The 21,175-nt window shown below is 49.4% G+C and carries 16 protein-coding genes; all 16 read right to left on the reverse strand.

Annotation, left to right across the window (positions count from 1 at the left end):
* Positions 1 to 5 precede the first annotated feature (5 nt).
* The 16 genes from LQ567_RS07965 to LQ567_RS08040 all read right to left on the reverse strand — a co-directional run bounded on the left by LQ567_RS07965 (position 6) and on the right by LQ567_RS08040 (position 21,153).
* A complete protein-coding gene (locus LQ567_RS07965; RefSeq protein ID WP_231003931.1) occupies positions 6 to 1,628 on the reverse strand; it encodes a RagB/SusD family nutrient uptake outer membrane protein in 1,623 nt (540 codons plus the stop codon).
* Between the two features lie 19 nt (positions 1,629 to 1,647).
* Positions 1,648 to 4,554, reverse strand: a complete 2,907-nt coding sequence (locus LQ567_RS07970) for a TonB-dependent receptor plug domain-containing protein (protein WP_231003933.1) — start codon at positions 4,552 to 4,554, stop codon at positions 1,648 to 1,650.
* A 619-nt stretch (positions 4,555 to 5,173) separates the two neighbouring features.
* Entirely contained in the window at positions 5,174 to 6,319 is a 1,146-nt protein-coding gene (locus LQ567_RS07975) for a sialidase family protein (RefSeq protein WP_231003935.1), read from the reverse strand.
* A gap of 268 nt (positions 6,320 to 6,587) precedes the next feature.
* Positions 6,588 to 7,958 (reverse strand): NAD-dependent succinate-semialdehyde dehydrogenase, encoded by a 1,371-nt coding sequence (locus LQ567_RS07980; protein ID WP_231003937.1) that lies wholly within the window; start codon positions 7,956 to 7,958, stop codon positions 6,588 to 6,590.
* Between the two features lie 11 nt (positions 7,959 to 7,969).
* Positions 7,970 to 8,749: an SDR family oxidoreductase gene (locus tag LQ567_RS07985; RefSeq protein ID WP_231003938.1), complete on the reverse strand. Its 780-nt coding sequence runs from the start codon at positions 8,747 to 8,749 to the stop codon at positions 7,970 to 7,972.
* Positions 8,746 to 9,672, reverse strand: a complete 927-nt coding sequence (locus LQ567_RS07990; RefSeq protein WP_231003940.1) for a Gfo/Idh/MocA family protein — start codon at positions 9,670 to 9,672, stop codon at positions 8,746 to 8,748. Before LQ567_RS07990 ends, LQ567_RS07985 begins: the two co-directional genes overlap by 4 nt.
* 10 nt (positions 9,673 to 9,682) lie before the next feature.
* The gene (locus LQ567_RS07995) at positions 9,683 to 10,639 is read right to left on the reverse strand and encodes an aldo/keto reductase (protein WP_231003942.1); all 957 of its coding nucleotides are present in this window, start codon (positions 10,637 to 10,639) and stop codon (positions 9,683 to 9,685) included.
* Positions 10,640 to 10,654: 15 nt separating this feature from the next.
* Complete coding sequence (locus LQ567_RS08000; protein ID WP_231003944.1) at positions 10,655 to 11,998, reverse strand: FGGY-family carbohydrate kinase; 1,344 nt, start codon at positions 11,996 to 11,998, stop codon at positions 10,655 to 10,657.
* A 1-nt stretch (position 11,999) separates the two neighbouring features.
* Complete coding sequence (locus tag LQ567_RS08005; RefSeq protein ID WP_231003946.1) at positions 12,000 to 13,307, reverse strand: neutral/alkaline non-lysosomal ceramidase N-terminal domain-containing protein; 1,308 nt, start codon at positions 13,305 to 13,307, stop codon at positions 12,000 to 12,002.
* A gap of 186 nt (positions 13,308 to 13,493) precedes the next feature.
* On the reverse strand, positions 13,494 to 14,426 hold the full coding sequence (locus tag LQ567_RS08010) for a sugar phosphate isomerase family (RefSeq protein ID WP_231003948.1): 933 nt from the start codon (positions 14,424 to 14,426) through the stop codon (positions 13,494 to 13,496).
* Positions 14,427 to 14,502: 76 nt separating this feature from the next.
* Positions 14,503 to 15,705, reverse strand: a complete 1,203-nt coding sequence (nagA, locus tag LQ567_RS08015) for an N-acetylglucosamine-6-phosphate deacetylase (protein WP_231003950.1) — start codon at positions 15,703 to 15,705, stop codon at positions 14,503 to 14,505.
* 11 nt (positions 15,706 to 15,716) lie between these two features.
* A complete protein-coding gene (locus LQ567_RS08020; protein ID WP_231003952.1) occupies positions 15,717 to 17,117 on the reverse strand; it encodes an aspartate aminotransferase family protein in 1,401 nt (466 codons plus the stop codon).
* Positions 17,118 to 17,416: 299 nt separating this feature from the next.
* Positions 17,417 to 18,295, reverse strand: coding sequence for an aldo/keto reductase (locus LQ567_RS08025; protein WP_231003954.1), 879 nt, complete (start codon positions 18,293 to 18,295; stop codon positions 17,417 to 17,419).
* Positions 18,296 to 18,307: 12 nt separating this feature from the next.
* A complete protein-coding gene (locus LQ567_RS08030; RefSeq protein WP_231003956.1) occupies positions 18,308 to 19,096 on the reverse strand; it encodes an SDR family oxidoreductase in 789 nt (262 codons plus the stop codon).
* Positions 19,097 to 19,106: 10 nt separating this feature from the next.
* Positions 19,107 to 19,943 (reverse strand): class I fructose-bisphosphate aldolase, encoded by an 837-nt coding sequence (locus LQ567_RS08035; protein WP_231003957.1) that lies wholly within the window; start codon positions 19,941 to 19,943, stop codon positions 19,107 to 19,109.
* Between the two features lie 154 nt (positions 19,944 to 20,097).
* Complete coding sequence (locus tag LQ567_RS08040) at positions 20,098 to 21,153, reverse strand: hypothetical protein (RefSeq protein ID WP_231003959.1); 1,056 nt, start codon at positions 21,151 to 21,153, stop codon at positions 20,098 to 20,100.
* Positions 21,154 to 21,175: the final 22 nt, after the last annotated feature.

Genomic DNA, 21,175 nt, shown 5'->3' on the forward strand with positions numbered 1-21,175 from the left:
TAAGATTATCGCTTCCAGTAAGAGTTTTGTTCTATAAGCGGATTATTGTCCAGCACACGCTGGCTTACCGGCCAGTAAATACCTCCCTGTTCCACCAGCTTATTAAATTCGTAATCGTTGGCCAGGTACTTTTTGTAGCGGATGAGATCATACCAGGCATATCCCTCTCCCATCAGTTCGATCCGGCGTTCCCTGAAAATATTCCACAGCAGCCCATTCTCGCGGCTGCGTTCCGTTGGAATGTATACAGGACCACCAGAGCCCAACGGTCTTAAGTTATTGGCAAACCCGTTGGTAAACCGCTGTAGCCTTATATTTTCAAGAAATCCCTGGGCATTACCAACGGTACCGTTATACAGATAACATTCGGCCAGTAAAAGACAGATATCTTCGGCCCTTGCCAGGGGAATGCAGGAACCGTATATTGAAAATCCATTGGCCGCGGGAGCAAAGGTTTTAAACTTGGACAATATGGGAATCGATGCATAATAATTGGTAAAATATACCGACTGGTAGCTGCTGGCAGCCGACTGGTAGGGATGCCGCAGGTCCGTAATGCTATAAAACAACCGGTCGATCGTATCACGGGGAACGTAGATATCCGGCTTCTGGCGGGGAACATATGGATTGGCAAGGGTAAGCGACTCCATATGACCTACCCCGCTGGGGCCCGATTCTTTATTATCCATATTATAGGACAGCGAAAGCAACTGGTAACAATAACTTCCAATGACGCCGTTGCCATAAAAGATGCTGTTATTACCGGTTAAATAGTTGGTTGCATTCTGATAGCCCACAAGCTGTGTGCGTGCCTGTGCCAGGTTATCCCATATTTTCCGGGCTACCGGCTCCAGCCGCTCGTAATCTCCCATCCAGGCGTAAATTTGCGCCAGCACGGTCATGCCCTGCCAGTATCCCCAATAAAAATTGCCGATCTGGGCCCATGTTTTGCCATAATACGGGCCGCTGAACTTTAACTTGCTTTGATCAGTACCGCCGTATTCCGTTGGCAAACTATCCAGGTAGAACTTAACATCATTGATACAAAAATCAAGTACCTGCCGCTGCGGGGTTCGTGTAAGATTGGTATTTAACCCTTCTGTAGTAGCGGAAGTAACCAGGGGCACATCTCCCCAGATACGGGAGATATACAAATACAGGAACGCCCTTAATACATGGGCCTGCGCCACATCCACTTTATGATATAATGCGGAATACCGGGTATCCTGAAGACATCCTCCTGATTTTTCGATAAATGTATTACAGGCATCAATTGCCGCATAAAACCGACGCCAGTCTTTGAGATCTTCCATCCCCGGCAGATCCTCGTTCAGCCGGTTCCGGATGATCGCTTCGATGTAAGAACCCGAACGGGGTGTAGCAAAGTCGGCCATCCGGAGATCGCCGTAAAGCCAGTGTGCGTTATTGTTGGCAAGCGCAGCCCTGGCAAGCCCATACAAGCCGGCAAGCGCGGACTTGGCATCATCATAAGACTGCCACATATTAATAGAACTGGCTGCTTCAGTGGATTCAATATCTAATTGCTTTGTGCAGGAAACCGCCATCGAAGATACCAGGAACAAAAGCAACACAACTTTATTAAAAAAGTATTTACTCAGACTGTACATGATCGCTTCTGTTTTTATTTTAAAAATTAATTTTTACGCCCAGGGAATAAGAAGTAACCAATGGAAGCGTATACCCGGTATAGGCGCCCCGGTAATTCACCTGTTCCGGATCGCCGCCCGAAAATTTTGTAATTGTAAACAGATTGGTTCCCGTAACATACACAAGCATCTTGGGAATTCTTTTCTTCTTAAAGTAATCGAGGGAAGCCAGATCATACCCCAGCGTTGCATACCGCAGCTTCAGGAAACCGGCATCCTCGAGGAAAAGATCCTGGTCTGCCCTGTAGGGGATTACACCGCTCCAGGGATTATACAATGGATAGGCATTGTAGTCGAATGTTTGCTGCCAGAACGTTATTTCCTTTACCGAGGAAATGTCCCTTGAGTTTTCTCCATTGATAAAATCCAGCTTTGTTGAAGTCAGCTGATTCAGCAGTTGCTGTCCCAGGGCATAATAAAACATAAAATCAAGATTGAAATTCCGGAACGAAAAGGTGCTTCCGATACCCCCGGTATATACCGGCATAAAGTGCCCCTTCAGTACCTTATCACTTTTGTCAATAACACCGTCGTCATTAACATCCGTCCATAGCGGGTCGCCCACCGAAAAAGGAATGGTACCCCCAAAAGTCATAGGCGATACAGAACCATCAGTATTGGTTCTACCCGCCGGTATATCAGAAGCCGTATGGATCATGCCCTGGTTTTCAAATACCCAATAGCTGTCTGTGGATTTGCCTATCTCCAGTTTCATATCCCCATATTCGATCTCGTTAAGATCATACGGCAGTTTCAGCAATTTGTTTTTGTTCCAGTTAAAGTTGGTGAAGAACTGCCAGCTCAGCCCCCCTGCGTGCTGCAGTATATCGGCAGTAACGCCCAGGTTCAGCCCGGTGTTCTGAACGGCCATACCCTGTACCCATTTATAGCTAAATCCGTTTTCAGATGCCACCGGGGTGGGCACAATCATATTCTTGTCCTTGTTGTTATAAAAATCCGCCGTCAGGGTTATACGATCATTCAACCATCCCAGATCAATCCCGATATTGAGTTTTTCGCTAAACGGCCAGTTATAATACCGGTTGATCCAGCCAAAGGTGTAGGGCTGGGAAATCCCGGAATAACCACCGCTGCCGCCGATAACCGGTTCATCGGAATAGCCCAGGTCAACCCGGTATTGCGGCCCCAGTTTAAACCGGCTATCCTGGATCAGTTTGCCAAATGTGCCCCAGGAGCCTCTGAGGGCAAGCGTGCTAAATAGTCCGTTTTCCGGCAGCAGCTCGCGAATATTCAGGCGGGCGGCCACCACAGGGGTCAGCAGCCAACGGTCTGTAGGTGAAAAGCTCGAATAGCCATCGTACCGGCCAACCGCATCAATATTGAAGATGTTTTTAAAAGAATAACCGATCCTTCCGTAATAGGACAACAGGCGGGCCTTCAGGTTATCGCTGAACGGGTAAGCGAATATGTTGTCGTTATTCGAATAGGCCGATCCGTTTACAAGCACGGATTTGATCTTAATAAAATCATTGGGTGTATTGTACCCATAAATATAATCGTACTTAAAAAAATCTGCGAGGTAGCTCTGCCCGGCTTCCAGCCGTATCTGGTGGCGGTTGTTGACCAGCGGGATCGTATAACGGATCGTATTCTTTACAGATGTTCGCTGGGCCAGTCCATAATACGTGGAAATAAAGCTGTTGCCATCCATAAGATCGCTTCCCCAGAAAACATCCCTTAACGATTCTTCATAGTCGATGGATAGCTGGGTCTTTAACTGCAGGTTCCGGAAGTTGGCGGTGGCCGAGAAGTCGCCGGTGATCGCATTATTCTTATTATCGTCGATAGCGGTCCTGTATTTATCCAGGTATACCTGGTAGGCCTCGCGGTTCGGCGAAAGCGGATTGGCCAGATCCGGAACAAATCTTGTTTCGGCAAACCGGTCTCTCAGGCTTTTGTTCCGGTCACGATCTGTACGGGCAGCATTGATATTACTGGAAATGGTCAGCCATTTCAATGGCAGCATATTCATGCCGAAGGTAACGGCATATCGATCCAATTGGGTATTATCAAAATTTTGGTCCTTGGTATCACTGATATTAAAGCGGTAACTCGCCCTGTCGTGCCCGCCGTTTATTCCAAACCCCACATAATAAACAGGCTTTGATCTAAAATAAATAGCATTCCAGTTGGAAGGTCCATAATAATTCTTATCATACTGATTGGCCACATAAACGGGATAAGCGGCCATCTGTTCGGGCGTAGCGTATGCGTCGTAATAGCGCTTCCGGAAATCATTCTCATAGGCCGCATTAACGGTCCTTATTTTGGGGGTGCTTAAAATGCCTACATAGGAGTCAAAATTAATAACGGGTTTTGCAGAAGGCTGCGCTACTTTGGTGGTGATCCAAATAGCGCCGTTTGTTGCCAGGGGTCCCAGCGTTGCTATATCCGCCGGTGTTTTGAGCACTTCGATACTGCCGATATTATTTATATCCAGTGCGGCAAGCAGATTGGTACCCGAACCCAGTTTATTAAAATCATAGCGTTGAATATAATAGCTGTACGCATTCTCCTGCGTAAGGGGTGTTCCATTCAGATATACAACCGGCTGCAGACCATATACATCCTGCTTGGTAAACAGCGGCGCCGACAATCCCCTGATAAACATAAACTGCTCGCTGCCTGGTTCTCCGTTCTCCTCCTTCACAAACACCCCCGATGCATTTCCCTTTAGATATTGCTGCAAAGAAATAAGCGGTGTTTTCGAAATACCGTCCAAACGAACCCGTATTTGTTGGCCACTGCTATCATCCAGGCGTTGATTATTTGTTTGCTGAAGAGACGCCTTAAACGACTCTGCATGCGCTGATGTCGATAAAGAATCTTCGTTTCCCTGGCCGCTGGTCTGGGATTTAGTTATCATTGGTATCAACACTAAGCAGAAAATCATCAGCTGACAGAAAATCAAATTTCTTATACCGAAAGCAATTCGCATATTTGAGTTAATTTACATTTTGACTAATTTTCTCCCATACCTCTAAGCAAGCAGAAGCAGTTACGCAATCGAATATTTTTAAAAATAAAAGAAAATTATTTCTTAAAAATTCGGCAGGATTGATAATAAAAAATACTACTAAAATTCAATTAAAAAGTATTAGTCCCACGCCTGTATTCAAGTATACACGGGCATTGCAAGCATTTGACCATGCAGCAGACAGCAGCCGGCCGTGCCCGTTTTTTACGAATCTTACCTTATTAAAAATGGATACGGAAAAACACCTATCAGGCCGGCACTATGGCCTTTCAACACAGGCGTGCCGGTGCAACGGCATATTGGACGCCATTGGTTTTACGACGGGTTACCGGCACATCCACCGAACCACATCCGGCATACATAAGCCAATGATCATTATATCCGCAATACTTTTTTGCAACGAAGATGTTGCCATTTCTGTTGTTACCGGAGTCACAAAGGCTCTTGTAAACAACCTTCCGTCTGGTATCGGGCCGTTATATGAGGCACTCAAAGCCTTGCATATCCGCTATTGTTCATACTTCTTTATCTGAAAATAAGTGCCCACGATCTCGCTCCGCGTATGATCATTCGGATCTGTTCTGCCATATACCACAAACAATACATTGGGTGCCACCTCCGTCATGGACATATAGTTTCCGCAATCCGGCGGGTACAAATCATTATAGAACTGCAGCCTGGGGCCCCAGCTCGCTCCATTGTCATTACTGAACGTCAGCCAGTTTCCAGGTCGCCCGTAACTCAGGGCGATAATACCATTCTCCAGTACCAGCGCATCGGGCCAAACACCGAAATCATTCACGGATGTAGCGTTGCTCCAGGTTTTGCCCATATCGCCGGAAACGCTCATAAAAAGCGGGGTTGTTTTATGATACGGGAAAGGCATTTTCACCGACGGATTGTTATGATCACTGCTTCCAAGCGATGCGGGATAGTTTCCGGATGAACGGATAAAGCAACATATTTTGTTACCCGGCACCACCAGCAGCACGGGTTCACAAAACCCTTCACCCAACAGCTTATCTGTAAGATTAAACGCTACCGTAGCATAGTACGACCAGGTTTTTCCATGGTCCGTAGAACGTACCAGTAATACAGAAGAACCAATGGTATTGGCTATTTTGCCATAGAGGGTCATTAACAGGGATCCGTCTTTTAAACCGGTTATTTTCCTGTCGGTGACGCCGGACCAATTCATTTCTGCGGGAATATTAATGACCGCGGTAAAAACGCTCCAGGTAATTCCCTGGTCTTTGGAGCGGTAAAAAGTGGCTTCATAAACGCCGGGCTTACTGCCCTTGCGGGTCCTGAAACTGTGATGAATCGTTTCATTATCAGGTTGAGGAAACTGGTACGCAGATGGCCCTATCTCATGGTCGGTTTTATGCCAGGTTTTACCACTATCCGCTGAACGCATTGCGCCTGCCTGTAGCACGCCGTTGTTAAACCGGAACACGACACCAGACGGGCAACCTGATTTTTGCATCGGCACAATCTCCACCGTTTCACCTCTGATCACTTTGATGCCGGGCACAAAGCTTACCCGCTGCTGCATCTTTTCAAATTGCGGATTGAAGCTGTATTGGGCACGTGCCTTAAACATCACCAGGCAAAGCACCAACAATCCCGCAGAGCGGTACCGGAGTTTAAGCATCCTATATTTTTTTATTGAAGTAGTTCTTTATAAACAGCCTGCAGATGCAGGACAGCAATCGTTTTATATGAAATACGCATTAAAGCTCCGGGCGTATACCACCTGATAAATATCTTTAACGCCGCCCGCAACAGCAGCAGGATCATTTGCCAACCGATCATGTAAAATCAGCAGTGCAGGCATCATCCGGCAACCCGGTGCCCAGGCAGGATCGTTGATATTAATGTGGTAACCAGTCTTAAGCAGCACCGGCTGCAACATGGATCATTTACCGCCACACCGTTTTTATATTCACAAACTCCCGGATCCCGAAGCTGCCCAGCTCACGTCCGTAGCCCGATTGATTAATACCGCCAAAAGGCACGCGTGGATCCGATTTAACCAGGGTATTTACAAAGCAGGCTCCGGCCTGCAATTGTTCCCGGGCAATGCGCTCGCCCTTTTTTACATCCCGGGTAAATACGGCAGCACCCAAACCGAAGCTGGTATCATTTGCTATTTCGATGGCATGTGCTTCATTGCGTGCTGTTATCACGCAGGCTACCGGGCCAAAGAGTTCATCCTTATAACCCGTCATGCCCTTTTTTACATTTGTCAGGATAGTGGGTGTATAAAATGCGTGTTTCCCCTTAAACGCAGGAATCGTTCCGCCCAGGATGCAAACAGCACCTTCCTCAATATTTTTCAATACCTGCTGATGCAGTTCATCACGAAGATCCGCGCGGGACATGGGTCCCAGGTTGGTAGTCGCATCCATTGGATCGCCCAACTGCTTATGACTCATTTTCTCCTTAAACAACCGCACAAACTCCCGTTCCACCTGTTTTACTACGATGAAGCGCTTTGCTGCTATACAACTCTGGCCATTATTGATCAGCCGGCTCTGGGCACAAACCGTAGCCGCCAGCTCCAGGTCGGCATCTTCAAGGATCACATACGGATCACTGCCGCCAAGTTCCAGCACCGTTTTTTTTATCTGGCTGCCGGCCTGCGCCGCTACCTGCTGGCCAGCTTCCGTGCTGCCGGTTAAAGTAACCGCTTTCACCAGCGAATGATCAATAATCGCTTTTACGGCCTTACTGCCTACCAGGAGTGTTTGAAAAACGCCTTTGGGAAAGCCGGCTTTTAAAAGCACCTGTTCTATAGACAACGCGCAACCCGGTACATTTGATGCGTGTTTCAGCAGCCCGGCGTTACCGGCCATTAACGCAGGAGCAATAAAGCGAAAACATTGCCAGTAAGGAAAATTCCAGGGCATTACCGCCAGTACCACCCCAATGGGCTGATAGGTAACAAAGCTGTTCCTCGCTTCCGTCTTTATCTTTTCGTCTTTTAAAAAAGCAGCACCTTTTTCTGCATAGTAGGTGCATACCGATGCACATTTTTCAATTTCAGCGACACCATCCTTTAATGGCTTGCCCATTTCCCGGGCCATCAATACCGCCAGCTCGTGTTTTTGCTGCTGTAATACCGTAGCCGCCTTCAGCAGCAGACGTCCGCGCTCTTCTAATGAAGTACCCCGCCATTTCAGCCATGCTTTATGCCCGGCTTCAATTTTCGCTTCTACTGTTTTTGCCGTTTCCTCTTTGTATGTTTGAATCCGTTTCCCGTTTAAGGGATTGATCGATTGTATTGCCATTGTATTATTTTTTATGCGTTCAGACCGCCGTCCATCAGAATATTTTCACCATTGATATACGCTCCTGCCTCAGATGCCAGCAGCACCATCAGGCCTTTTATATCGTCGTGGTTAGCCATCCGTCCTAAAGGTACTTTTTTTGTGTAATTTTCAAGAAACCGCTCCGGCTGATTGTTCAACAAGCCTCCGGGGCTCACGCAGTTTACGCGTACATTCTTTCCGCGCATCATACGTGCCCAGTAACGGGTAAGATTGATTAATCCCGCATTGTGAAAATAATAATCGGGAGGCGGACTCTGCGTCATGGTAGTTCCTTCATAATTGGAAAGATCGGGACCAAACATACCCATCATGGAAGCGATGTTAATGATGCTGCCGCCTCCACTACTGATCATCAGCTCTGTCATCTCCCGCATCAGGTCAACCATCCCGGTTGCATTCACACGCATCGATTCCGCAAATTGCTCCATAGGCGCATCATAAGTGGCCATAGGACGGGCCACTGCATTGTTCACAAAAACATGCAGGGCTCCAAACTGCTTTTCAATGGCAGCTTTCAGATCCCTGATCGAAACCGCATCTCCCTGGTCCAGCTGCATGGCATGCACATCCAGTCCTCTCTCCTTAAGCGCATTTACAAACGTGTGATTGGCCTCCAGGTTACGGGAAGCGGTGATCACCGTTCCATCGGCTTCCGCCATTCCTTCTACGATACATTTACCATAATTACCGGCCCCACCGGTAACCAGGATGATCTTTCCTTTTAAACTCAACAGGTCTTTTACATTCATAATACGTCGATCATTATTTTGTTACCACCGGCTTCCCGGCTTTCCTGTGCAGCGATCAGCACCTGCATGATCCGCCGTGTTTCTTCAAATGCGATCCGTGGTGTTCCTTCTTCAACCGAACGGATAAATTCAATAACATTATCCCGGAACATGGCATAAGAGTTTTTTATATCAGCCATGCGCCAGGCATTTTTGCCAAATACAGATACCTGGAAGGTGGCCGCAATATCCATAAACAAATGGAGGGTGGCTTTAAGTCCGCCTTCAAATTCAAGCGTCACGATTTCCTTCCCGGTATCCCCGGTATTTGTAACCGAAACAACGCGGCAATTGCCAACGATGGCAAATACGGCTTCCAGCATATGCACCCCGTATTTTACCCAGTCTTTTTTCCCCACTGCTGTTATCAGCTGCAAGGGACCCAGGTTGGGAAGGTCCTGCCGAACCGCGCGACATTCTCCGGCATAGCGCATGGAGGAACAGGACATAAAGAAACGGCCTTTCCCGGCTTCCGCTGCAAACCAATCCAGGTCGGCTTTTGTAGCCACCAGCGGTTTATCAATAAAGAGCGGCACTCCTGCGTCCAGGAATGGACGGGCCATTGCCACATGGTTCTCCGGATCATCCCGGCAAAGCAGTACCGCATCCACTTCTGCGGCCATTGCCTCCAGCGAATCGGAAATATGTGCGATGCCGGCAGCCTGAGCAATGCTGTTCGCTATTTCGCGCTCCTGTGCCCATACATGCGTAACACGTGCCTGCGGAAGCCCCAGCGTTTCCTTGTTTGCCTGCAGATAGGCCGCCACCGCCGGGTAGCCGATCTTTTTAATTTCGTCTGCATCGAACCGGCCGTTCACAATCGCTGACCAGGAATACGGGTGCGCATTGCCCTCGCTCATTCCGATCATGCCTAATTTAATCATTGCTTTATTTTTATTTTAACCAACCCTGCACACTCCAGTTGTGCAGGTTTAAAAAGTCGGGATCCTTAAAGGCCGCGTTCCGCGCCTGTTCAAAAAATTCCGGTTCCAGGGCCTTACCCGCAACGGTATCCAGTGCTTCCCGCAGGTATTCCATCCGGTCGATGCCCACCAGCACAGAAGACACCTGCGGAAACGATAATACAAATTTAGTAGCCAGTTGCGGCAAGCGCAGCCCGGAAGCCTCCATTAGCGGAGCATAGGCGGCAATATGCTGCGCTACCTCTTTTAATGCAGGATGCAGCTCCTGCCCTCTTTCGCTCAGCAAGCCTTTCAGCAGCACGGAGCGGATCACGACCCCCATACCCTGTTGTTCCAGCTCTTCAAACAATACTGCCTGGCGCTGATCCATCAGGTTAAAAGGCACCTGCACCACATCCCATCCACCGCTATCCATTACCGCCCGTGTTTCCCGGGGGGTGTAGGTAGAAACACCCGTAGCCCGGATGACCCCTTCTTTCTTATACTGCTCAAATATTTTTTTAATGCCGCTATGCCGGATGATTTCTTCATCCCCGTCATGCAGCATCAGCAGGTCTACATAACCGGTTTGCAACGCATCCAGGCTTTCTTCAAGCGATCGCTCAATAGCTGCGGCCAGCGCTTTCTCCGACGGCAATGTATGATCTCCGCGCCGGAGATGTGTGCATTTTGTTGCGATGATCACTTCCTGCCGCCGTTGCCGGAATGCACGTCCCAGCAATGCTTCGCTTTTTCCATACTGGCGCGCTGTGTCAAAAAAATTCACGCCCTGGTCCAGCGCCGTCTGCAGGAGTTGAATGGCCTGGTCTTCCGGAAGCAGCTGTGACTCATGCTCGATGCCCAAACCGTAGGGAAGCCCCAGGGCCACCGTTCCGAAAGCCATTTCGGAAACTTCGATACCAGTGCTGCCTAATTTTCGTTTTTTCATTTTTTGAAAGATACTTCATTCACCTGGCAACCAGGATTGCTGTGCCTCAAAAACAGTGGCAAACAAACCGGCTCCCATAGCTGCTATCATTGCGGCCCCTCTGCAGGCGGCCTCATTATTTTTATTACGATAAAAACTTCGCCCGATCACCGCTTCCTTAATACTACCCCACAATGCGCTTTTAGCGCCCCCACCCGTAGAAAACACCGCATGGCTTTCCTGTTCTGTATCTACCCGGCTGATCAGTTGTTTTAAACTCATAGCGGTCGATTCCATGATTGCCCGTACATAATGGCCGTGGTGAAACCGGCCCTGCTGATGTAAGAAACCGCGCTTGCCGGCATACCTATGTGCACAGGGCAGGGCCACCAATCCATCACATCCGGCAGGAACCGCTGCCGCCATTTCGAGCAATGCCTCCATGGTATATTCCATGGCATAGGTTTCCCGGTACCATTCCAGCGCTCCGGCGCCGTTACGGTCGAAGCTCATTTTAAAATAGGCACCCGGCTCCAGCGCCGGTGCCATACAAACATCTTTTAAGCGTTTTTTATTATGGCTGTATAAAACCGCGGCGATCACTGTTCCGGTAGATTCGCTGAGCTTTGCTTTGGCACCGATCCCCACTCCCATTGCCGCCATATGATGATCCAGTCCCCCAGCAAATAGTTGAACACCCGCAGGAAGCCCCAGCGGGTTTCCCGCCTTAAGCCTGCCGCAATCGGTCCCCATAGCACATAGCTGTGAAAGCTGTTCATTCCTTATTCCCGATACTTCAAGCGCATCCGGCCACCATATCTGTTTTTCTACCTCCATCAAGCCCAGCAACGACGCCGTACTTGTATCTACCAGCCGCGCTCCCGTAAGACAAAACGTAAGATAATCCGGCAAGGTTAAAAGGGCCGCTGTTTGCTGCCATAAGTCCGACTGCTGCTGCTGGAACCATTTAACTTTGCTGATGCAAAAGCCAGCACCGAAAGGGATCCCGATACCGGTGGTCTCCATCCACTGTGCTTTTGCTGCAAATCCGGTAAGCGCCGGATCTTCCGGAGCCCGTTCATCCGTCCAGAGGATCAGCGGTGTCAGCGCTTGTCCGTTTATATCGGTCAATATAAACGTGTTGGCCTGAGACGAATAGGCCATTGCCGCCAACGTTGCCGGAGCAGCTTTTGCTTCTATGAAAGCTGTATGAATGCATTGTTGCAGGGATTGCCAGAACAGGCCGGTATCCAATGTCACCTCCCTGCCCTTACTGTGCCTGGGAACGGCCACCCTGCCCGAGCCCACCAGCACGCCCTCCCTATTGAAGAGTCCGGCCTTAAAATAGCTGGTTCCCATATCAATGCCCAAGAACAACATTCTATTGTAATGTATCTAATAAGTTTTTTGTTTTTGCCACAAGGAGCGCACCGCAGGATGGATCAAAAATAGCATTGGATGCCTCATAAACGCCCCTGGAGGCGGCATCGGGTGTTACAATATACCCCTGCAATTCTCCGTTGGCCAGTGTGATCACTGCCGCATCCGGGTAGCTGTTCTTGATCTCAAGACCATACTCTACAAAGATCTCTCCCGGCCAGCCAATAAAGGTAAACAAACCTGTTTTAAAGATGAGGATCTCCGCCTGCTCCGTTTTCCGGTACAATTCCTCCAGCTGCCCGCCCGCTGCCAGTACAGAAAGGTGGGCCATTTCTTTTGCTCCAAACCAATTCACCTCCCGCGAGCGGATCTCCTGCGGACTGTACCCGCCCGCCCGGGCAGTATCCAGTGCGTTTTTGCATGTTGCCACATATCCGGCTGCCGCTGCCGGAGAGGGAAACGACTTACGTACCAGCGTCAGATTTGCCCTGGCCGTTGTTATTTCAAGCGAGCTTTGATACCGGATATCCCGCATGGCAGTGAGAATGGCATTTACCAGGATACCCGCAAGCCGCCGCGCTTCTTCAAATGTATTGCCTGTTGTTACATGCCGGGGGCTTTGATTGCCTGCGGTTCCCAATTGAAACAGGAATACCGTGTCTGCTGAAAAATGTTCCTGCAGTAGCGCCCTTGCCAGTCCGGGGAAATCGCCGCTGTACAGCGTAGAGTCTTCATGCAACACCGTTGGATGCATGCTGCAGATGACCATACAGGCCATTACTGCTGCATCTGCTTTACGGCGTACCATCAATACCGGCACAGCCAGGTCCGATGCTGCGTCCGGGTGGTGGCGGTTGGTACCGATACCGGTAGCATCTGCTTTTGCAAACCCTGCTTCAGCGATAACGGCCTGTGCAAGGGCCTGCTGTACCGCTTCCAGTATCTGTGCTTCAAGAAAAGCAAGATACGCCTCGTCTACCGGTTGCAATAAGGTATCATGTGCCCCTGCAATAAATGTTACCGTAGCCGGCCCGGAATGGGTATGCGTAGCAGTGATCATTATATGTTGCCTGGGGATGCCATGGGTCATTTCTACCTGCTCCTGTACGCGTAAAACGGTTGCCCGGCCTACATAAATAAGATCGCAGGATATAAAAAGCAGTTCTTTTCCTTCGCTATGAAGATACAGTACACTGGCCTGCAGCGGATCATGCACACCGGTGCTCTTCCGTGCTACAAAAGGATAGCCTGCCAACTGAAGACTCTTTTTGGGGGTGATATCAATTGCAAATGCCCCGGCTTTTATCATTGGAGAGTTGCGGTTTGAGAATTGAGAATTGGGATTCGAGACTTGAGAATTGAGACTTGAGAATTGAGATTTGAGCCGGTTGTTTTTAGCTTTGCACTGCCAGCCCTGATTTATTACTGATCGCAGACGGCAGGCGGCTGATTTCTGATCGCTGACAGCTGGTTTCTGATATCTGATATCTGATAGCTAATACCCCTTGTTCCAGTCTGGTTCAATATCCATTGCGGCCGTTTCGGACACCAGCACATCAGTTCTTAGCGTTTGCAATATGGATTCAGGGATCTGTGGCGTTACCGGTCCGTGCAATACCAGCCGGGTCATCAATCGCTGCCAGGAAGTGGTTGTGCCATGTACCGTAATGGAATGGGTATCTACGCGGTGTTTGGCACGGATCACTTCTTTGGGTCCGATGGTTGCGGCCTTTGGTGGTACGGCAGAAAGATCTCCGCTTTTTCCAAAGCTGCCATGCAAGGAATTTTGTGCCAGGGTGAAAGGACTTAAGGTAACAATACGCGCGCACATCTCTTTCCACTCCTCCAAACCTCCGGCAAACTCCGGTGCATCCGGCTCTATAAACGCCAGGTGCCCGGTCCAGCCCGGTCCGCTGTAGCAAACATCCGCCCCGCCCAGGTCTTCAATCATTTTCCCGTAATCGTTAATGTTATGATCGGTGAACCCTACAAACTGCTCCCGCGCCGGGCGCAATGCCGGATCAATACGATCGTAGAAATAATGGAACATGGCATAGGTAAATCCATATTTCCAATCGGCCGGTGCAATCCTTCCACGCTCATCGGCATACTCGTCCATTGCAAAAGCATAAATATTTTTACAGCTTACTTTATTGGCATTAATAAGGCGTACCACGTGCCGGTAAGAAGGACAGGGATTGGGCAATATCAGCACCAGCTTTTCATTGGTTTGCGTAGCCTTCCAGATCCGTGTAAACAGGTCGGTCACCCACACATACTCCACATCTGCATCCGGATATACCGTTATTTTAAAATCGGGATTTGCATGTTTTTCGATATCCACTCTTTTGATAGCCCGCACCTTTTCAATAACCGCCTTGTCTTTAAAAGGCACCCATTGTGATGCTTCAAACTGAAAGTCACTCATAACTGAATCATTTTATTTTTTATTATTCACGTTTCACTACCCGCTTCTCACGACCAACGATCCACCGCTCTTTTCTCTATCCCTTAACAAACCGCTGTTCGCCGGAAACCCAGGTCTGGAGCACATGATGACGTGCATCCAGCACCACCATATCTGCATCAAATCCCGGTGCTATCGTTCCTTTTTTATCCGCCACTCCCAGGACGCGGGCCGGGTTGGCGCTGGCCATGGTAACCGCATCTGCTAACCCGATCTCGAGATATTCCATCGCATTGCGTACCGCCTGATCCATTGTAAGCCCGCTACCCGCCAGGGTATTATCGGCCGTCTTCCGTACCGGCGCTCCTTTATAAGCAATCTCCACCTCTCCGTTCTCCCCAAAAATAAACCGGCCGGCATGCAATCCTGCGCCTATATTGGAATCGGTGATCAAACAAACCCTTCCCGGGCCATTGGCCTTACAAACCATTGCCATCTTTACTGCAATGGGATCCACGTGTACCCCATCCAGTATAAAGTCCACGCTGATCTGTTCATCGGCCAGGATGGCTTCCACGATACCGCAGGGGCGTACGCCGGGCTCTGTAACCGGCGGACATGGAAATACATCATAAAAATGAGTGGCATGAGAGGCACCCAATGCGATGGCCGCCTTGGTTTGCATTACATTGGCCGCCGTGTGGGTCATAAACACCGGTGTATTGCCCGCGGCCATCAACGGTATAATATCTGTAATATTATCCAGGTCCGGCGAGATGCTGAATACGGACCGGTACGGCTTTGTAGCTTCAATCAACGCCTTTACACGGGCCGGATCGGCCTTGGCAATGGTATTGGCCACCAGGGAACCGGTCAGCTTTATGAAGGGCCCTTCGAGGTGAAACCCCAGGATATTGGCGCCTTCAGACTGTACCACTGCCAGTGTTTTTAAAAATGCGATATCTTCTCCTTCCCTGCGCGGACAAACAGTAGGTAAAAAACTGGTAATGCCGTACTTAAGGATGATCTGCGCGATCTGTTTCAGATCGGCCGGGCCGTTATCGATCAGGTATTGATGAATACCGTGCATGTGCAGATCAATAAACCCAGGTACGATGAACGCATCGCCCACATCAATGATATGCATATCTTCTTCATCCGCTCCGGTGGCATCACCTACGGCACTGATAACCCCCTTTTCAAACCAGACGGCCGTCTTTTGAAAGCCGTTGCCGGTCATTACATTTCCCCGCAGGCAGATCGTTTTATTTGTTGTTTGTAGTTCGGATATGGCTTGCATCGATTCTGTTTTTACACGTACCCAAATTGTTTTTCAACGTCGGAGATCGCATCCTCGATCATATCGATCCCCTTCATGGCATAGGCTTCATCCATAATGAGGGGCGGTGACATACGGAGGATATGTCCCGCCGGTATCCATGCCAGCCCGCGTTGAAAGGCCTTCTGGTACACGAGCGTTCCGGCTTCGGCAAAGGGTTCTTTTGTGGCTTTGTCCTTTACAAGTTCAATGCCCAGCAAGAATCCTTTCCCCTTTACATCGCCGATGATCGGGTGTTCCGCTTTCATCTTTTCCAGGCGTTTCATAATAGCGGCGCCTACCGTCCGCACGTTTTCGAGCAGCCCTTCGTCTTCAATCACTTCAATAGAGGCCAGCGCCGCCGCACAGGCCATCGGATTGCCGCCATAACTGGATGAAGCGGAGATGCTCTCCAGTGCTTCTCCGTATTCTTCTTTCAGCACCATCGCCGTTACCGGGAACCCATTACCAAAGGATTTTCCCAGGGTTACGATATCCGGCTGTACATTCCAGTGATTCATACAGAGGTATTCACCGGTTCGTCCCATGCCGGCCAACACTTCATCGTCAAACAAGAGGATCTTTTTCTTTTCGCAAAATGCTTTTAGCTTTGGAAAGAAATCATCCGGCGGAAAGATAGAGCCGGCCCATCCCTGGGCGGGCTCCAGTACAAATGCAGCCACATTCCCCACCGTACTTTCTGTAATAAACTGGTCATAAAAAGCAATGTATTGATCGGTATCGATCGTACCATCGGGCTTTGTCCACAACGGACGGTAAGGGTCCGGACGCGGCACCATATAAAAGCCGGGAGCCCTTGTGGGTCCGTAGCTGTATACATCGCCCCGTATCATTTGTGCACAGCTTACGGCCGCCATACTTTTTCCATGAAAGTCACGGTATCCCGAAATGAATTCGTGTTTGCCGGTTATGGCACGGGCTGCCCGGATTGCTGCTTCCACGGCGGAAGCTCCATCGCTGTAAAGCTGGATGGCATTCAGATTTCCCGGCAATACATCCGCCATCTTTTCCAGCAGCTTCTCCTTAACAGGTGTGGTAAAGTCATGTGCGTTCATCAGCTTTTTTGCCCAATAGGCAATGGCCTCTGAAATTTTGGGATGACAATGGCCCAATGAAGTCACGTAGATACCTGAAGAAAAATCGAGGTACCGGTTTCCATCTACATCCGTAAGTGTAACCCCGTAGCCTTCTTCAAAACATACAGGAAAAAGTTTTACCTGGCTGCTCAACCCCTTCATATAACGGGCTGCCCGGGTATGCATTTCTTTTGATCGTGGACCCGGCGTTTCGGTGATCAGCCGCGGAACGCCCGCGGCGTTTTCCTTCCACCAGTCTTTTGTTACGGTTAATTTTTGTTCGTCTGATTGTTCCATAAAAGTTGTTATTTCCAGATCCGGTAACCGGATATTTCCGGTTTCAAATTTGATTTATAAAATCCGGTTTGATGCCACAGGTTCTACCGAATCATGATACTAATTTTTATTTTTTATCATCAGCCTGCTATCCCCAAACAAGTGCATCGTATGCCACCCGGTTATCTGCATTACCGGTCCGCGCATCGCGATATAAAGGAGCAAAACAAAGAAGTGGCTGCATCAAAAACAGTTGATGGCATATGGTGGTTTTAAGGCCCGCGAACGGCATCTGTAAAAATCAGGTGGGTTGAACGATCCTAATAAAATGGTTTCAGTTGTTGCAGGAAGGCCAGATCATTAAAAGACGCAGCATCAATTGCCTGCTGCAGGTGTGCCTCCGACCGGGCACCGATCAGTACCTGGTCCACATCCGGGTGATGCAATGCCCAGGCCAGCGCCCATTGTACCTGCAGTTCTTTTTGTCCGGCTGCTGCAATACGCAATCGTTGTAAAGATCCCAGCGCGTCGCTTGTAAAATAAATGTCCTGGTGCGCCGGCATCCGGTCAAACCGCGATCCCTGCTCCACAGCTTCCATATGTTTACCGGTAAGAAAGCCGGCACCCAGGGGGCTATAGGTAATAACCTGTAGCTGATACTTCCTGGTTACAGCAAGCAGCGAAGCATCCAGATCTGAAACGGCCAGGTTGTGATTGTTTTGTATGGCGGTTATTTTAGGTAACCGGTGGCGCTCCTGTACTTCCAGTAACCGGCTTAGCCGGTCTGCATTAAAATTACTGGCTCCAATGTTTTTCACGAGTCCCTGTTGCATAAGCCCTCCCAGCAATGTCAACAGATCCACATCCAGCACGGATGCATGCCAGCTATGAAAAAAAAGCAGGTCGATATACGGGCGCTGCAACCGCCGGAGGCTTGCCGCAATGCGTTGTTTGAGAGATACAACATCATAAGGCGGAAGCAATTTGCTGGCAATGGTCACCTGCTCCATCATGGAAGGATGCGCCTGCAGCCAGTTTCCGATAATGGTTTCCGACGCACCCTGGCCGTATGCTTCTGCCGTATCAAAAAACAGGATCCCCCGTTCGGCAGCGGCATCCATAATCCGGAATGATTGCTGCTGGTCAATTTCCCGCCCGAATGTAACGGCACCCAGTCCTATCTTTTGTAATGGTTTCATTGTGTCTATTTATTACCAGGCCGTCCATCCACCGTCTACCAGGATGTTTTGCCCGGTAATATAAGAAGCGGCTTCAGAAACCAGGAAGGCTACGGTTCCGGCAATTTCGTGTCCTGCTCCAACGCGGCCCATCGGCGTTTTTTCCGACAGCCGTTTAATAAACTCCGGGTGTTTTTCCTGAACACCGGGGTTGGGAAACGGACCGGGTGAAATGCAGTTGCACCGCACATTACTCCGCCCCCAATGTACGGCCAGGTAACGGGTCATCTGGATGATAGCGGCCTTTCCGGCACCGTATTCAACAGGATTTTTATTCATACCCAGTCCATCATACACGGCAGGATACGGTGCCACGTTCCCATACATACTGGAGAACAGCACCACGCTGCCCGCCTGTTGTGCCGCCATATGCATGCCCACTTCCCGCGCCAATAAAAAGGTATTGGTAATGGCTTTATTTACGTTATTGAATTCCTCAGCAGTCAGTTCTTCCATTATTCTGGAAGTTGAGGCAAAGGATAGATCAACCAGTCCTTGTGGCACCCCACGCTCCGCAACCTGTTGCTCAACAAAGGCTTTTACCAGGGCTTCATCACCGGTGTTGATATCCGCCGGCGTAACGCTCGACTCCAGCGCATTTGCCGTTACAAACCGGGCCGCACGCCCGTTAAGATCACAACAGAGCACCCTGGCTCCGGCCTTGCTTAACAATGCCACCGTTGGCTGTCCCAGGTAACCGGCACCACCGATCACCCATACGTCTTTTCCCTTCAGACTTAATATATTTTCCAGTACTTCCATTTTTCCTGATTTATGCTCCTTCTAAAATAGTTAAACATTGCTCAACAGAATAACCTGCATGCACCATCCCCATTAATGCCCGGGTGATCCGGTCAGGAAAGGCATGCTGAATGATATTGCGGCCATAGACGATACCGGCGATGCCCTGGCCCAATAGTATCTTCGTGCGTTCCAGGATCTCTTTATCACTGGCCTTACCGCCCCCACGTACCAGTACCGGAATTTCGCCGGCAGTTTCCACTACTTTGTGATATGCTTCGAGCTGATCACAGGGATCCGCTTTAATGATATCGGCTCCCAGCTCTACGGCCTGTCGCACCAGGGGCAGGATCTTATCCAGGTCTCCATCCACCATATACCCGCCTGCTTCGCTGTTGGGGCGAAACACCAGGGGTTCTACCATCAGCGGCATGCAATAATGCTCTGCCTCCATTTTTATTTTAATAATATTATCGATACACTGGGCGGTCACCTCCGGTGCACCGGGAATGCGGAATAAATTTACACACATACAGGCCGCATCCGCCCGCACTGCCTGCAATACCGGCTCTTCAATCATTTTGCTGAACGCCGTTGCAGGTAATTCTTTGCCATAAACATTGGCTACATCCGTGCGCAGCACCAGCGCTGGTTTTGCCTTGCCCGGCACCCGCTGTAAATACTTTAGCTGGCCAGGGGTAAGCTGTATGGCATCGGGATTGGCATGAACGATCACATCCACGGCCTTCCGGATATCTTCGATGCCTTGTAAAAATCCCGGTTCATTAAAAAAGCCGTGGTCGATGGCTACATCAAAACATTTACCCGATTCCGGGTTCATCAAACGGTTTAACCGATATTGTTTCATGTTATTTGTGAGTTAACGATCGCTGCACGCCGTAAACACAGTTGCTTCCCGGTGCATTCAGCAAAGGCCGGCGATCGGATATGTATTAAAGTTGTTTAACGCGTGAAAATGCTGTTGTAAACATAAAGGACAATCATTTGCATCAGAACCGTTTTCACAAAAGGTCACTCAACGGTATGCGGGTAAAATAGATCTTCGTTTTTCCGGTGTGTGAAGCATAGTAACTAACCCAAAGTTCCTTTTCCTTTATCAGCATCCCGGGATAACTGCAATCCCCGCCGCTTTCCAGCACCAGTGTTTTAAGTACTTTGCCATTAAGATCTGTAAGAAGGACACCGGTTTTGGCGCCGCCGGGCAGGTATAACCGGGTGCCAACAATCAGTTTTTTCTGATCCGGTGTAAACATAAAATCGGGGCCGCCCAAACGGTAATCCAGTTTCTGATAATTGAACGCGGTAAAAGGTGCGTTGCCGGTGGCCAATACGCCCAACCGGTCACCATCTTCCCTCCGTACCAGGATGTACATTTTGCCCCGGGTATCAAACCGGATGGAAGATTCATTGGGACCTCCGTCAATATCCAGGTCCGTTATCTTTTCAAAATGTTTACCATCGGTTGTTTTTACAAGCGTTACACCAAAATTCCTGCCTCCTGCTGTTTTTATCGCCTTCCGTTCAGAGCCATCTCCATAATCAATTCCATAACCCGTGCCTTTATACCAGGTCAGCCGCCAGATCCAGTTACGTCCGCTGTTATCAAGCACCGCCCTTTCTGGTGTGGTAAATTCCATATTCTTTCCCATAAAGGCCACATGCGGGTACATGCCCAGCAGGCGCGACGGTTTTTTTGTAGTATCATACACAGATCCGCCCATAAGGCAGAGCATGCGCCCATCCGGCATTACGGAAATCTTCTGATCCCGGAGATCAATGCCTTCCTTCCTGATAAGGGCAAAAGGTTCCCAGGTTTTTCCATCTTTGGTGCGAAGGATGCGGCCCACCCCGTTGGAGCCCGGCACATGCCCCGATCCTTCGCGGAAACTGCAGTACACATACCCCTTGTATTCGATCAGATCCGTGAAAGCATTATGAGGTGCACCGCTCCAGATCTCAATGCCGGGTATTACGGTAGATGGAAGCGGAGCCGGGAACTGGGTGAGGCCAAACAGGGAAAGCAATAAAAATGGCGTAAGGGCAATCAATTTTTTCATTTGTTTTTGTTTTAAAAGTCCG

The organism is Niabella pedocola, from assembly GCF_021044425.1.
Lineage (GTDB): Bacteria > Bacteroidota > Bacteroidia > Chitinophagales > Chitinophagaceae > Niabella > Niabella pedocola.